The 14,291-nt window shown below is 33.8% G+C and carries 14 protein-coding genes; 9 read left to right on the forward strand and 5 right to left on the reverse strand.

Annotated features, from left to right (window positions below; all coding sequences use genetic code 11):
• Nucleotide 1: 1 nt before the first annotated feature.
• Nucleotides 2-1,597: a porin family protein gene (locus H603_RS0105860; protein WP_245576091.1), complete on the forward strand. Its 1,596-nt coding sequence runs from the start codon at nucleotides 2-4 to the stop codon at nucleotides 1,595-1,597.
• 110 nt (nucleotides 1,598-1,707) lie between these two features.
• Nucleotides 1,708-3,681, forward strand: coding sequence for a DNA primase (gene dnaG, locus H603_RS0105865; protein WP_026707697.1), 1,974 nt, complete (start codon nucleotides 1,708-1,710; stop codon nucleotides 3,679-3,681).
• Here the strand turns inward: dnaG and H603_RS0105870 are convergent, their stop codons facing one another.
• On the reverse strand, nucleotides 3,682-4,311 hold the full coding sequence (locus tag H603_RS0105870) for a response regulator transcription factor (protein ID WP_026707698.1): 630 nt from the start codon (nucleotides 4,309-4,311) through the stop codon (nucleotides 3,682-3,684).
• Nucleotides 4,312-4,401: 90 nt separating this feature from the next.
• On the reverse strand, nucleotides 4,402-5,205 hold the full coding sequence (gene nadE / locus H603_RS0105875; RefSeq protein ID WP_026707699.1) for an NAD(+) synthase: 804 nt from the start codon (nucleotides 5,203-5,205) through the stop codon (nucleotides 4,402-4,404).
• Nucleotides 5,206-5,305: 100 nt separating this feature from the next.
• On the opposite strand from nadE, the gene gldB reads away from it, so the two are divergent.
• Nucleotides 5,306-6,262, forward strand: a complete 957-nt coding sequence (gene gldB / locus H603_RS0105885; RefSeq protein WP_026707700.1) for a gliding motility lipoprotein GldB — start codon at nucleotides 5,306-5,308, stop codon at nucleotides 6,260-6,262.
• Nucleotides 6,262-6,600, forward strand: coding sequence for a gliding motility protein GldC (gene gldC / locus H603_RS0105890; RefSeq protein ID WP_026707701.1), 339 nt, complete (start codon nucleotides 6,262-6,264; stop codon nucleotides 6,598-6,600). Before gldB ends, gldC begins: the two co-directional genes overlap by 1 nt.
• A 37-nt stretch (nucleotides 6,601-6,637) precedes the next feature.
• On the opposite strand, the gene H603_RS0105895 is transcribed toward gldC, so the two are convergent.
• The 3 genes from H603_RS0105895 to H603_RS0105905 are packed head-to-tail and all read right to left on the reverse strand — an operon-like array spanning nucleotide 6,638 to nucleotide 8,731.
• Nucleotides 6,638-7,279, reverse strand: coding sequence for a hypothetical protein (locus H603_RS0105895; protein WP_157510408.1), 642 nt, complete (start codon nucleotides 7,277-7,279; stop codon nucleotides 6,638-6,640).
• Nucleotides 7,280-7,303: 24 nt separating this feature from the next.
• Nucleotides 7,304-7,924, reverse strand: a complete 621-nt coding sequence (gene yihA / locus H603_RS0105900; RefSeq protein ID WP_026707703.1) for a ribosome biogenesis GTP-binding protein YihA/YsxC — start codon at nucleotides 7,922-7,924, stop codon at nucleotides 7,304-7,306.
• A 42-nt stretch (nucleotides 7,925-7,966) separates the two neighbouring features.
• Nucleotides 7,967-8,731, reverse strand: a complete 765-nt coding sequence (locus H603_RS0105905) for an alpha/beta fold hydrolase (protein ID WP_026707704.1) — start codon at nucleotides 8,729-8,731, stop codon at nucleotides 7,967-7,969.
• 385 nt (nucleotides 8,732-9,116) lie between these two features.
• Here H603_RS0105905 and mraZ point away from each other — a divergent pair, with 385 nt between their 5' ends.
• From mraZ to H603_RS0105930, 5 genes are read left to right on the forward strand one after another with little or no spacing between them, the layout of a single operon-like run.
• The gene (gene mraZ / locus H603_RS0105910; RefSeq protein WP_026707705.1) at nucleotides 9,117-9,590 is read left to right on the forward strand and encodes a division/cell wall cluster transcriptional repressor MraZ; all 474 of its coding nucleotides are present in this window, start codon (nucleotides 9,117-9,119) and stop codon (nucleotides 9,588-9,590) included.
• Entirely contained in the window at nucleotides 9,565-10,473 is a 909-nt protein-coding gene (rsmH, locus tag H603_RS0105915; protein ID WP_211223771.1) for a 16S rRNA (cytosine(1402)-N(4))-methyltransferase RsmH, read from the forward strand. Before mraZ ends, rsmH begins: the two co-directional genes overlap by 26 nt.
• Nucleotides 10,474-10,482: 9 nt before the next feature.
• Nucleotides 10,483-10,830: an FtsL-like putative cell division protein gene (locus H603_RS0105920; RefSeq protein ID WP_026707707.1), complete on the forward strand. Its 348-nt coding sequence runs from the start codon at nucleotides 10,483-10,485 to the stop codon at nucleotides 10,828-10,830.
• Nucleotides 10,821-12,824 (forward strand): penicillin-binding protein, encoded by a 2,004-nt coding sequence (locus H603_RS0105925; RefSeq protein ID WP_026707708.1) that lies wholly within the window; start codon nucleotides 10,821-10,823, stop codon nucleotides 12,822-12,824. The genes H603_RS0105920 and H603_RS0105925 overlap by 10 nt, the downstream gene beginning before the upstream one ends.
• On the forward strand, nucleotides 12,821-14,284 hold the full coding sequence (locus tag H603_RS0105930) for a UDP-N-acetylmuramoyl-L-alanyl-D-glutamate--2,6-diaminopimelate ligase (protein ID WP_026707709.1): 1,464 nt from the start codon (nucleotides 12,821-12,823) through the stop codon (nucleotides 14,282-14,284). Before H603_RS0105925 ends, H603_RS0105930 begins: the two co-directional genes overlap by 4 nt.
• The last annotated feature ends 7 nt before the right edge of the window (nucleotides 14,285-14,291 follow it).

Below are 14,291 nucleotides of genomic sequence, written 5' to 3' on the forward strand. Positions count from 1 at the left end.
CATGAAAAAAATTATCTTAATCACCGTATTGTTTTTAGTCGTCGCAGTTGCTAAACTAAGCGCGCAGGAAAAAGGAAGTTATAAATCCCTTTTAGAGTGGTCCTATTGGCAATCAGAACCTGCTAAATATGAAATGACTGTTCAAACTAATACTGAATTAATCAATCAAAATGTTTTCAGTATAAAATCAGTTCAAAGCAAGATTTATAAGTTTGGGACACTAATGAAAACTATTAAATCCAACGATTATAAGGGTAAAACAGTTAAAATGACAGGTTATATTAAAAGTAATAATGTAAAAAAATGGGCCGGACTATGGATGCGCGTAGATTATTATGGGGCTGATGTTTTAGCATTCGATAACATGCAAAATAGAGGGGTTAAGAGGACAACTGATTGGGCCAAATATGAAGTTGTTTTGTTTGTACCTCAAGAAGCTACATCCATGTCTTATGGTGGATTATTGAGTGGTACCGGTCAAATTTGGTTTAAAGACGTGAAAGTGGAGATTGTTGATGATAGTGTTCAAGAAACGGGAAGTATCAAAGGGAGAGATCACAAAATAATTTCATTTGAAAAAAGAGCAAAGGCCATAGGAGGTGCTATTAAAGAAATTACCGATAAAGAAAAAACCGCTCTAAAAACGGCTGTAGATTCTATAGATGCACAAGTTGAAAATGGTGCTTTAACAGCTGAATTGGGTAAAGATTTAAAACTCAAAAAAGCAACGGAGCATGCTAGAAATATTGATAAGAGAGTAGCAATTGAAGAAGGGAAATTAAATCAATTAGTTAAAGAGCAAGTTGATGGAAGAATAGAAGAAGAGACAGGGAAAAAAAGAGGAGGCACAATGTTGATTATTGGAGGCAGTAACGAGGCTATTGGTGAAAATAAGACCGAAATTAACCTAACTTCCTTTAAAGTGTATAATGGGCAAGAAGACAAAATTAACCGACATTATAAAAGGACCACTTCGCAAGTAGTTTTTGCAACGGGATTGAACAACTTAGTTACAGATCAACGCGTTCAAAATTCTGATTTTAGGTATTTAGGTTCACATTTTTATGAATGGGGATTGACATTAAATTCAAGAATTTTTAAAGAGACTAATTTTCTTCATGCTAAATGTGGTTTGTCTTTAATGTACAATAACCTTCGATCTACAGATAATAGAAGCTTTGTGGTTAATGGAAATCAAACTAACTTGCAAGTGAATCCCGTTAATTATGAAGATTCTAGATTTAGAACCGTTTCATTGGTTATTCCTTTGCATTTAGAGTTCGATTTTTCTAAAGCAAAGGAGATAGATGGAAAGCAGTATTTTAAAACACACGATAGTTTTCGTTTAGGTATAGGAGGGTATTTTGGAACCAATATTAAATCGAAACAAATTACCACCTACGATGATGACAACTATAAAAGTCGCGAAAAAGTAAAAGGAGATTTTAATGTGAACAGCTTTGTTTACGGTTTAAGTACTTACGTAGGTTATAAAGCCACAAGTTTGTATCTTAAATATGATTTAAATCCTTTGTTTACAAATAATACAATAAAGCAAAATAACGCGTCACTTGGTGTTCGTTTTGATTTTAATTAGAACGTTTTTGAGTTAGTTAATAAACCCTTTCAGATATTAAATCTTGAAAGGGTTTTGCTATTTAAAAACTTTGTAACTTTGACTTTTTATAACTTTTACCCCAAAATAAATTGATTGCAAAAGCAACTATAGATACTGTTTTCGAAACTGCTCGAGTAGAGGAGGTTATTGGTGATTTTGTTAATTTAAAGCGCGCCGGTAGTAATTTTAAAGGTTTGAGTCCGTTCTCTGATGAGCGATCGCCTTCCTTTATGGTGTCACCTGCAAAAGGTATTTGGAAAGATTTTAGTTCTGGAAAAGGCGGAAATTCGGTTGCGTTCTTGATGGAGCATTCCCATTTTACATATCCAGAAGCCATTCGATACTTAGCGAATAAATACAATATCGAAATTGAAGAAACAGAGCAAACTGATGAAGAAAAAGCTATTACTGACGTGCGCGAAAGCATGTATTTAGTTTCTGAATTTGCCAAAGATTATTTTCATAAAACCCTTTTAAAGTCAGAAGAAGGCAAAGCAATTGGTTATTCGTACTTTAAAGAAAGGGGATTCACTGCTGAAACTATCGAAAAATTTAGTTTGGGTTATTCGCCAGAAGCTTGGGATGCTTTTACAAAAGAAGCATTGGGCAAAGGATATAAATTAGAATTTCTAGAAAGTACAGGATTAACAATTGCTAGAGAAGATAGGCCTTTTGACCGTTTTAAAGGACGAGTAATGTTTCCTATTCAAAGTATGTCAGGACGAATTTTAGGATTTGGAGGACGTATCTTAACCAATGATAAAAAAGCGGCCAAATACCTTAATTCACCTGAAAGTGATATTTACCATAAAAGTAAAGTATTGTACGGTATTTTTCAGGCCAAGCAATCGATTGCTAAATTAAACAATTGTTATTTGGTCGAAGGATATACAGATGTCATCCAGTTCAATCAAGCGGGTATTGAAAATGTTGTGTCATCGTCAGGAACTGCATTGACTCCTGATCAAATTCGATTAGTGAATAGATTGACAAAAAATATCACCGTATTATTTGATGGGGATGCTGCTGGACTGCGTGCTGCCATTCGCGGTATTGATTTGATTTTAGAAGAAGGGATGAATGTAAAAGTATGTACATTTCCTGATGGTGAAGATCCAGATAGTTTTGCTAAAAAAAGATCTCATGATGATCTAGTAGCGTATTTAGATGAAAATGCGAAAGACTTTATACAGTTTAAGGCGTCGACTTTAATGGATGAAGCAAAGAATGACCCTATCAAAAAAGCAGATTTGATTAGGGATATGGTTACAAGTATTTCTAAAATTCCAGATCGTATTCAACGTGAGGTGTATATTCAAGAGTGTTCACGCATTATGGATATCTCTGAGCAGGTTTTAGTGAGCACACTAGCCCAATTATCTCAAAAAGATGTTGCTGAGATTGAAAAAAAGCACAAGCAAGATCAGGGAAAAAAAGCTTTTGACGTAGTTAAAAATGACGAGCAAGTTGAGGCTCAGAAAGTAGATATTCTCTATCGCTTAGAGCGAAAAATTATTGAAATTTTACTGCTGTACGGTGATAAAACTGAAGAGTTTGAAGATACTTTTATGAGGACCAATGAAGATGGTGAAATCGTAATGGTTACAGAAAAGAAAGAATATAAAGTTTTTCAAAGGATCTATCTTAGTTTACAAGAAGATGAGGTCGAACTTGCAAATCCTTTGTTCAAGGATATCTTTAATGATTTGATTAACTATTATCTTCAAAACGAAGCTTTTAGTTTAGAACAATATTTAATGCATTTGCAGCCAGAATTTGCACAAGAAGTCACAGATATCCTCATGGAAGACGAGCGACTAATTATGCATAATTGGGAAGGTCAAAATATTTTTCCGAAATCTAAAAACGATACCATTGCACAGAATGTTGCTGAAACAATATTAACTATGCGATGGTACCTTGTAGGTAGAATTATAGAAGAATTGAAAGCCACTATTGCGCCAGGTGCAGATAATATTGAGTCAATGACAATGATTCAAGATTATAATGGACTAACGTTAGCGTTTTCTAAAAAGTTAGGGAGGGTAATGTCTCGATTTTAATTAGACGATTTCTAATGTTTTAGCTTTATTTACTAAATCTACTAGATTAGTTACATTCAATTTTGTCAATAGACGCAATTTGTACGTACTAATAGTTTTTTCATTTAAACCTAAAATTTCAGCAATTTCATGATTCTTTTTACCACCACTTAAGTAACGCAATACCTCAACCTCACGATTAGATAATTTACGATATAGGCGTTCGCTTTTACTTTGCTTAGCGATAAGAGCTAAGTTTTTCTTAACGGTTTCATTCATGATTATTTTACCTTGGTAGACTTTGATAATCGATTGACCTAATGTTTCTAATTTTTCTTTTTTATGCACATACCCAGAAGCTCCTGCTTTAATAGCGTTTGGTGCATAAATTTGCTCAGAAAGACCACTATAAATTATAATCTTAGTGTTGGGGAAATTTTTTAACATTGATTTTACTTCAAAGATACTTGCAAGTCCTTCTAGTTCTAAATCTAGTAATAATACGTCTATCTCCTTTGTTAGAAGGATGTCGCGAATCATTAAAAAACTACCTACATTGGCAGTAATAGAGATGTCTGAATGGTCTTTAAAGTAAGATTTAACTCCAAAGTGTACAACGGGATAGTTATCAGCTAAACAAACTTTTATCATAATTTAATTTTTTTTAAGAGTTGTTAGTGGGATATTTTATTAAATATAGTTAAAATATTGGATAATTCCAAAATATGTAGCCTGTAGGCTTTAATTTCTATTTATAAAACATACCGGAATAGGGTTCATCTTATGTTGATTTACCTTATTCAATTTTTTATAGATCGAAAACACAACTTTTTCTCTCTCAGAAAAACCATCTACACTAACTCCCTTTTCGTCGCTTATCATAGCCCATTCTAATTCGTCGTAACTTGCACCTAATTGATCTTCGTCAGACTTGTCGTCTCCAAATAGACCATCAGATGGCTGTGCAACTAATATAGATTGTGGTACTTTTAAATAAGCGCCTAAAGCAAAAACTTCTGATTTCATTAAATCTGCTATCGGACTTAAATCTACGCCGCCATCACCGTACTTAGTATAGAAACCAACGCCAAAATCTTCGACTTTGTTTCCTGTACCTGCAACTAGTAACCCGTGTATCCCAGCAAAATAGTAGAGAGTGGTCATGCGTAGTCTAGCTCTAGTATTAGCTAGAGTAAGATTAAGCTTGGTCTCTTCAATCTGTTCTGTGGGTAATGCTTTTTTAAACGTTTCAAAACTAGCAGTTAAGTCTGCTTCTACGCTTGAAACATTCGTGAATTTGTCTTGCAATTGCTTGATATGTTCTTTCCCTCTACTCACATGACTAGCATGTTGGTGTATTGGCATTTCTACACATAATACTTTAAGTCCCGTTTGAGCACAAAGAGTGGAGGTAACTGCGGAATCAATTCCCCCTGATATGCCAATGACAAACCCGTTTACGTTTGCATTTTTGGCATAATCTTTAAGCCAGTTTACGATATGATCATTTACTTCTTCAACTTGAATAGTACTTTTTTTAGTCATAATAGTTCAACTTTTAACTACGAGCAATGTATATTTGCAAGATCAAATATTAGGATTTTGTTTTTGAGTGGTATTTCTGATGCAAATTTAATTAAAAAAAATGAAAATATATATTTATAGTTTAGTTCTGTGTGTCTTTTTTGCCTCATGTGGAAAGAAAGATAAGATTGAGAGAGAGATCAATGCGGTTCCTGTCACTATTAAAGTAGAGCGATTTGATAAAATATTTTTTGAAACTGCCCCAGAAAAGTTACCGGAAGTAAAGCAACAGTTCCCTTATTTTTTTCCTCCTGGAAATGATGATCAAGTTTGGATTGAGAAAATGACAGATCCTCAATGGAGAGAATTGTATAGTGAGGTTCAAAAGAAATATAATGACTTAAGCCCCGTCACTGCAGATTTAACAGCCTTGGTTAAAAGAATGAAATATTATTTTCCTGAGACCAAAACGCCAAAATTGATTACGGTTATCTCTGAGATGGATTATACTAATAAAACTATTTATGCAGACAGTTTAGTAATTGTTTCTCTTGAACTCTATTTAGGGAAGGACCATCGCTTTTATCAATTTCCAAATTATATAAAAGCTAATTTTGAACCAAAACAAATTATGCCTGATGTGGTAAATAGTTTTGCAAATAGCAAAATAAAGCCTCAAAACAGCAAGAACTTCATAAATAAGATGGTTCGCGAAGGTAAAAAGTTGTACTTAAAAGATATCCTGCTGCCAGAATATACAGATGCAGATAAAATGGGATATACAGAAGAGCAATTAAAGTGGTGTCAAGAAAATGAAAGTTATATGTGGCGTTATTTTATAGAAAAAGAGCTACTATATAATGATGAACCAAAATTGAGTTCGCGATTTATTGATCCAGCACCATTTTCAAAATTTTATCTCGAGATTGATAACGAATCTCCTGGTCAAGTAGGAGCATGGATAGGGTGGCAAATCGTGCGCTCGTATATGAATAATAATGAAATTCCAGTGCAGCAGCTTTTAGATATGGATGCAAGAGAATTATTTGAAAAATCAAAATATAAACCTAAGAAGTAATGTCAAATAAAAATAGATCAGAAATTAAGTTTCTAGTAGAACTAGATGATAACCGCGTACCAGAAAAGTTGTTGTGGTCAGCAAAAGATGGGGGAGTAGAATTAGAAGAGGCAAAAGCAATTATGTTATCTGTTTGGGATAGTAAAGCTAAAGAAAGCATGCGTATTGACTTATGGACAAAAGAAATGCCTGTTGATGAAATGAAGATTTTCTTTCATCAAACGTTAGTTGCGATGTCTGATACTTTTCATAGAGCTACAGGCGATGAGAAAATGGCAGACACCATGAAAGATTTTTGTGATTATTTTGCTGAAAAATTAGAGCTTACAAAGAAGTAAGAAAGAGTAAAGAGACTGTCTGAAGAGGCAGTCTTTTTTAGTTTTTAATAGATTTGTTTTTTAAATCCTTGAGAACTTTTTTTAATGAGCCAAGCAGTAATTTATCAGCGCTTTTATGAAATGTGATGTTGTCTATTAATTTATCTGACTTTTGATCTTCCCAAACTGATTTTTGTTGGTTGGCATGCACAGTACCTATTACTCTTTGCTTGTAGATAATTTCTAACAAGTTTAAATCGTATATCTCTATTGCTACTTCGCTTTGGTTTTTTCCTTCGGAATAATCATCCTCGTATAAACCAATACTGCCTATATCATCTTTAACTTTTTTACTGGTAATATTGATAAAGTAGTCGAATCCTGTACCTGTTTTTAATTCTTTTAATTTTTGTTTGTTAGGATTAAAAGCTATTTGATGAGGAATTAATAATCCACTAGTATTCTCTCTATAATGGTAACGGTCGTTTAATTGTTCGATAAAAAATGAAGTGGTCGTATTAGTAAGTTTTTCATTATTGTTTGCGGGAAAGTCAAGGTTGTTTAAAAGCCATTTACCAGTGGTGAAATCTACCCCTGTTGAATAGTCATTATTAGTTAGCAAGTAACTGCTGCTTTTGCATGAAACAAAAAAAACTATTATGACTAATAGTTTAATAGTAGTGATAATAGTTTTCTTCATGAATTTTGATTTGTTGATGTTATGCTAGAACTGATTATTGTTCTTGAAAACCTCCTGATTAACTTCGTCAATATAGCCTAGTAATTCCTCTTTACCTATAGATTCTGTTGCAGATGTTACAAAGTAATGTGGCATCTCGGCCCAGTTGTTAGCAAACATATTTTTCTTGTATGCAGCAATGTGCGAATCAATTTTGACCTTACTAATCTTGTCGGCTTTTGTGAAAATAATACAAAATGGAATTTCGCTTTCTCCCATGTATGACATAAATTCGATATCGATGGCCTGTGCTTCATGACGAATGTCAATTAATACAAATGCACACACAAGTTGTTGTCTTGTTTCAAAATAATCAGTAATGAATTGCTGAAAAACTGATTTTGTTTTTTTCGAAACTTTTGCATAGCCATAACCGGGTAAATCTACTAAAAACCAATTGTTATTGATTAAAAAGTGATTTATAAGTTGGGTTTTTCCAGGACGGCCAGAAGTTTTTGCTAATTTCTTTTGGTTGGTGATCATATTGATTAATGATGACTTTCCAACATTTGATCTACCTATAAATGCGTATTCTGGTAAAAAGTCTTTTGGACATTTTGACACATCAGAATTGCTAATTATAAATTCGGCAGTATTAATTTTCATACTATTTTTTTTTAAAGTCACTCTAGTTCTAACTTAGAGTGCTTATAATTTTGTTTTGATTAACCATTCTTCAAGTAAGCGATTGAATTCTTCAGGTTGCTCCATCATGGCAGCGTGACCGCATTTGTCAATCCAATATAAACTTGATTTAGGTAATAGCGAATTGAATTCTTCTGCAACATCAGGTGGAGTTACTTTATCGTTTTTTCCCCAGATGATGCAAGTTTCTACATTCATATTTGGTAAATCTTTTGCCATATTGTGTCTAATAGCACTCTTAGCAATAGTCAATGTTTTTATTAATTTTATCCGATCATTTACAGATGCGTAAACTTCGTCGATTAATTCTGGTGTAGCGACTTTAGGGTCATAAAATACATCTTCAGCCTTTTTCTTTATATATTCATAGTCCCCGCGCTTAGGGTAACTGTCTCCCATTGCACTTTCATAAAGACCAGAACTTCCAGTAATTACTAAACCTGCAACTTTTTCAGGATACATTTTTGTGTGGTATAAGGCGATATGTCCACCAAGAGAATTTCCTAAAAGAATCACACGTTCAAAACCTTTAAAAGTGATAAAATCTTTTACATATTTAGCAAAGCTCTTTACGTTAGTTTTTAAGATATTTTGAGTGTAAATGGGTAGGTCTGGAATAACTATTTTATATCCTTTTTCAGAAAAGTAACTAGCAACAGCGTCAAAATTACTTAGCCCTCCCATTAGGCCATGCAAGATTACAATAGGCGTTCCTTCTCCAGCTTCATAATAGCTGTATTTACCTTCTTTTTTATAGTTTTTGTCCATGTGTTAAAATGCGAATTTTCAATTTTGACAAATATAGGATTTAATACATTAATATGAATTTTTGATAACTCTTTTTGAAGAGAATATTTTAGGTGCCGCAATATTTTAATAGTATGATTGCTCAAAATGCACTTACAGTAATAATTTCAACTTAAAATTTTACCAATTTACCCTTAAATGTTGTTAAAAAATTAGTGCTAATTTATCGATCAACGAGTCACAGTGAATATTCTTACAGTGATCCTTTTATGGAGTTAATAGCTTGATTTACTAAAAATTAGCTAGTTACAGTGGGAAGTGGGTAAACTTATTAACAAAGTGGGATATAGTGGTAAATAGTGGTAAATATTTTATATTTTTGCTTAAATCATTTTATCAATTTCATTTGAATTCAATTGTAGGTACATACGAGTGTAAAGTCGATGCTAAAGGGAGGGTCTTAATGCCTGCGCCCCTTAAAAAGCAATTGGCTGCTTCTCTTCAAGACGGATTTGTCTTGAAGCGCTCGGTTTTTCAGCCTTGTCTAGAATTGTATCCAATGGAAGAGTGGAATGTAATGATGCAAAAAATCAATAAGCTAAACCGCTTTGTGAAAAAGAACAATGATTTTATCCGTCGCTTCACCGCGGGTGTTAAAATGGTTGAAATCGATTCGCTAGGTCGTTTATTGATTCCTAAGGATTTAGTCTCTTTTGCAACAATTGCTAAAGATGTTGTTTTTTCTTCAGCGGTTAATATCGTTGAGATTTGGGATAAAGATTTGTATGAAAAATCAATAAGCGGTGATGATGTAGATTTTGCCGACTTAGCAGAAGATGTAATGGGAAATTTAAATGAAGATGACAATGGAATATCATAATCCAGTATTATTAAAGGAATCAGTTGATGGTTTAGCGATTAAAGCTGACGGTATATATGTAGACGTGACTTTTGGTGGCGGTGGTCACTCGAGAGAAATATTAAGTAGACTAGGTCCAGAGGGAAGGTTGTTTGCATTTGATCAAGATGAAGATGCTTTAGCAAATGCTTTGCAGGACGACCGTTTTGTTTTAATCAATGAGAATTTCAGACACTTGAAGCGATTTCTTCGTTTTAATGGTGTAAAAAGTGTTGACGGAATATTAGGAGATTTGGGTGTTTCATCCCATCAATTTGATGTTCCTGAAAGAGGTTTCTCTACTCGTTTTGATGCTGATTTAGATATGAGAATGAGTCAAAAAAATGATTTAAATGCTTATAAAGTTGTCAATGAATATGATGATGCTAATTTAAAAAGAGTGTTTTTAGATTATGGAGAATTAAAAAGTGCACCTGCATTAGCAAGAACTATTGTTGAAGCTAGAGAGGTTCATCCTATTAAAACAACAGATGAATTAAAAGATATCTTGGCAAAATTTTTACCCGAAAAGGTTCGAAATAAGATCTTAGCTCAAATATATCAAGCAATAAGAATTGAAGTAAATCACGAAATGGATGTTTTAAAGGAGTTTCTAGAGCAGTCTTTAGAAGTCTTAAAACCAGAAGGTAGGTTGAGTGTCATTTCTTATCATTCGCTTGAAGATAGACTAGTGAAGCGTTTTATGAAAAACGGAATGTTTGAAGGGGAGCCTGAAAGAGATTTCTTTGGGAATTTCTCAGTGCCTTTTAAAACAGTTGGAAAATTAGTGATACCAAATGCTGTTGAAATTAAAGAGAATAATAGGGCGCGTAGCGCTAAGTTGAGAATTGCTCAAAAAATATAAAGTTGATTTATGAAAACGGGTATCTATGGTATATTAAAAGCAAGGTTTTTAATCGATGATGATGCGATAAAAAATTGGCGTTTTATAGTTTTTGTAATTCTACTAGCGATTATAATGATTGCAAACACTCAAAGGTTTGAGCAAAAAGTATTTAAAATTGCTGAGCTTACTAGTGAGGTAAAGGAATTGCGATCAGAGTTTGTAGATAGGCGCTCACAGTTAATGAAGCTAAGAATGGAGTCAACAGTTTCGGAAAAAATGATTGCAAAAGAAATTTATCCCTCTACCGTTCCTCCAGTAAAAATTAAAGTTAAAAAAGAAGCAGAAAAATCTTTTCTGAAAAAAATATGGCATTAGAAGATAAAAACATATCATATCGCATTTATGTCGTAGCTATTTTCATTTTTGTAATGGCTGTGGGAATCGCTGTCAAACTTACTAATATACAGTGGGTTGATGGTGACTATTACCGCAAATTAGCAAAAGAGCGTACTGTTAGAAATTTTGTGATTCCTGCAAACAAAGGGAATATCTACTCAGCAGATGGTAGTTTACTGGCTACTTCGATTCCGAATTATGAAATTCGTTTTGATGCTAAAGCTCCCACTGTTGCTGTTTTTGAGCAAAATGTAGGTGCTCTAGCAGATTCTCTTTCGACGGTTTTAGGAAAATCTGGTTCTTTTTATCAGAATGAATTAAGAAAAGCACGTGCAAATAATAACAGATACTATCTCATTTCTCGAAATTTGAGCTATACTGATTATATCAAAATTAAGAATTTTCCAATGTTTAAGCTTGGTGCTTATAAAGGAGGGATAATCGTCGAACAGAAAACGGTTAGAGAGCATCCAATAGGAAAAATTGCAGAACGTACAATAGGGTACGAGAGAACTTCGGCAAATGGTGAATCTGACGGAAAGGGTATCGAATGGGCTTACCGTAAATACCTAAACGGTAAAGACGGTAAGATACTTAAGCAAAAAATTGCAAAGGGGCAGTGGAAGCCGATACGAGATATTAATGAAATAGATCCACAGGATGGATACGATGTGATTTCGACGATTGATGTATATATTCAAGATATTGCACACCATGCCTTATTGAAGCAGTTGCAGGATTACGAAGCAGATCACGGCTGTGTCGTTGTAATGGAGACAGAAACAGGACAAGTAAAAGCGATTTCAAATTTGGGAAGAGCAAGTGACGGTACATATTATGAGACGACAAACTATGCTGTAGCTGAATCACACGAACCCGGATCTACTTTCAAGCTAGTGGATTTGATGGCAATTCTAGAGGATAAAGTTGCTGATACTAGTACGGTTTATAACACATTTAACGGTGAAATTCGCTATTCTGGTAAGGCAGTTAGAGATTCACATCATGGTGGGTATGGTAAAATATCTCTTGCAAGAGGATTTGAATTATCATCTAACACAGTTATGGTTCAGTCTGTATATGATAATTATAAAGACCGACCTTCTAAGTTTGTGAATCATGTGAATTCGTGGGGCTTTAATAAAAAGTTACATATGGATTTTGAAGGGGAAGGAAGACCTCATATTCCGCAACCTACAGACAAACATTGGAGTAATATCTCATTACAATGGATGGCTTTTGGTTACGGAGTCTCTGTAACTCCCATGCAAACTTTGACATTTTACAATGCGGTTGCTAACAATGGAATAATGGTCAAACCACAATTTATTTCGGAAATTAAAGAATGGAATAAAACAATATTAAAAGTCGAAAAAGAAGTGATCAATCCTCGAGTTTGTTCACCTGAAACCATCAAAAAATTGAAAGCCGTTCTTGAAAATGTGGTTAAAAAAGGAACAGCAGCAAAGTTGTATTCAAAGGATTTTTCTATGGCTGGTAAAACAGGAACAGCTCAGGTAAATTATGGAAAAAGAGACGGTACAAAAATGTACTATGCCTCTTCTTTTGTAGGATACTTTCCGGCAGACCATCCTAAGTATTCTTGTATTGTTGTGGTTCATAAACCTAGTACGGCTAATGGTGATTTTTATGGCGCTGGAGTTGCAGGACCTGTTTTTAAAAGAATCGCTCAAAAAATATTTACCGATGTTCCTTCGACAAACGAAATCAAAAATCTAAATAAGAAGATTGTTAAACAAGAAAAGAATTACGACAGCTATTATGCTAAGTTGCAAAAAACTAAAAAAGGAGTGCCTAATGTAAAAGGTATGCCAGGAATGGATGCCATTGCACTCTTAGAAAACTTGGGCTACCATGTGAAAACGGTAGGAATAGGAAAAGTAAAAAGTCAATCAACTCTTGAAGGTCAAGAATTATTAAAGAATGAAACCATAACGCTACAATTACTGTGATTATACTTAAAAACATACTAGATAATGTTGTTATTGATGCACTTCACGGTGCAAATGACGTAGCGATCAAGAAAATCGAATTTGATTCTAGAAAATTAGAGTCTAATGATGTGTTTGTTGCTATTAGGGGCACCGTCTCTAATGGACATGATTTTATAGATACAGCTATCCAAGCTGGTGTGAAAGCGATTGTATGTGACCAACTGCCCGAAATTTTAAATAGCAATGTTACTTATATAAAGGTTGTGGACACTAATAAAGCGCTAGCCTTAATGGCAGCAAATTATTATGGACATCCTTCAGCTAAGTTAAAATTAGTGGGAATTACAGGAACTAATGGTAAAACTACTATTGCTTCCTTATTGTATCAATTATTTATAAACGCAGGTTATAAAGTAGGTTTACTGTCGACAGTTAAAATAATGGTAGACCAGGTTGAATTTAAAGCAACGCATACAACACCTGATTCGCTTACAATTAATCATTTTTTGAACGAAATGATTATTGCTGGGGTGGAGTATTGTTTTATGGAGGTAAGTTCACATGGAATTCATCAAAAAAGAACAGAGGGACTTCATTTTACTGGTGGTGTATTTACTAATTTGTCACATGACCATTTAGATTATCACCCAACGTTTGCAGAATATAGAGATGTGAAAAAATCGTTTTTTGACAATCTTCCAAGAACGGCTTTTGCATTATCCAATATTGATGATAAGAATGGAGCTGTTATGTTACAAAACTCTGTAGCTACAAAATATACGTATGCTTTAAAATCTTTTGCTGATTATAGAGCTCAAATATTAGAGAACCAAATGTCAGGCTTATTACTGAAAGTAAATGGCAATGAAGTATGGGTAAAGCTAATTGGGACTTTTAATGCCTACAATGTGTTAGCAATTTATGGTACTTCAATAGCATTAGGCTTAGATAGTCTGGAGGTTCTACGTTTGTTATCAAATCTAGAAAGTGTTTCAGGAAGGTTTCAATACATTGTTTCAAAGAGTAATGTAACAGCAATTGTGGATTATGCTCATACACCGGATGCTCTTGAAAATGTGTTGAAAACGATTAATGATATTCGAACGAAAAATGAACAATTACTTACAGTAGTAGGTTGCGGTGGTAATAGAGATAAAACCAAGCGTCCTATCATGGCTAGTATTGCTTCTGAACTTAGTGATAAAGTAGTTTTGACATCTGATAATCCTAGAAATGAAGATCCGGCTACAATAATAGAAGAGATGGAAAAGGGTGTAGCGGGGCAAAATTATAAGAAGATTGTTGCTGTCACTGATCGCAAACAAGCAATAAAAACAGCCTGTCAATTGGCCTTGCCTAATGATATTATTTTAATTGCGGGGAAAGGGCATGAAACATATCAAGAAATAAAAGGAGTAAGAAACGATTTTGATGATATGAAAATCGTGAAAGAAATTTTAGAACAATTAGATAAATAGTAAATAT

Source organism: Flavobacterium frigidarium DSM 17623, from assembly GCF_000425505.1.
Lineage (GTDB): Bacteria > Bacteroidota > Bacteroidia > Flavobacteriales > Flavobacteriaceae > Flavobacterium > Flavobacterium frigidarium.

Bases quoted from the DNA above. Each gene is read 5' to 3' on its own strand.
- gldC (WP_026707701.1), top strand. From the start codon at position 6,262: ATGTCAAATAAAAATAGATCAGAAATTAAGTTTCTAGTAGAACTAGAT.
- H603_RS0105895 (WP_157510408.1), bottom strand. From the start codon at position 7,279: ATGAAGAAAACTATTATCACTACTATTAAACTATTAGTCATAATAGTT.
- yihA (WP_026707703.1), bottom strand. From the start codon at position 7,924: ATGAAAATTAATACTGCCGAATTTATAATTAGCAATTCTGATGTGTCA.
- H603_RS0105925 (WP_026707708.1), top strand. From the start codon at position 10,821: ATGGCATTAGAAGATAAAAACATATCATATCGCATTTATGTCGTAGCT.
- H603_RS0105905 (WP_026707704.1), bottom strand. From the start codon at position 8,731: ATGGACAAAAACTATAAAAAAGAAGGTAAATACAGCTATTATGAAGCT.
- rsmH (WP_211223771.1), top strand. From the start codon at position 9,565: ATGAAGATGACAATGGAATATCATAATCCAGTATTATTAAAGGAATCA.
- H603_RS0105860 (WP_245576091.1), top strand. From the start codon at position 2: ATGAAAAAAATTATCTTAATCACCGTATTGTTTTTAGTCGTCGCAGTT.
- nadE (WP_026707699.1), bottom strand. From the start codon at position 5,205: ATGACTAAAAAAAGTACTATTCAAGTTGAAGAAGTAAATGATCATATC.
- H603_RS0105870 (WP_026707698.1), bottom strand. From the start codon at position 4,311: ATGATAAAAGTTTGTTTAGCTGATAACTATCCCGTTGTACACTTTGGA.
- H603_RS0105920 (WP_026707707.1), top strand. From the start codon at position 10,483: ATGAAAACGGGTATCTATGGTATATTAAAAGCAAGGTTTTTAATCGAT.
- gldB (WP_026707700.1), top strand. From the start codon at position 5,306: ATGAAAATATATATTTATAGTTTAGTTCTGTGTGTCTTTTTTGCCTCA.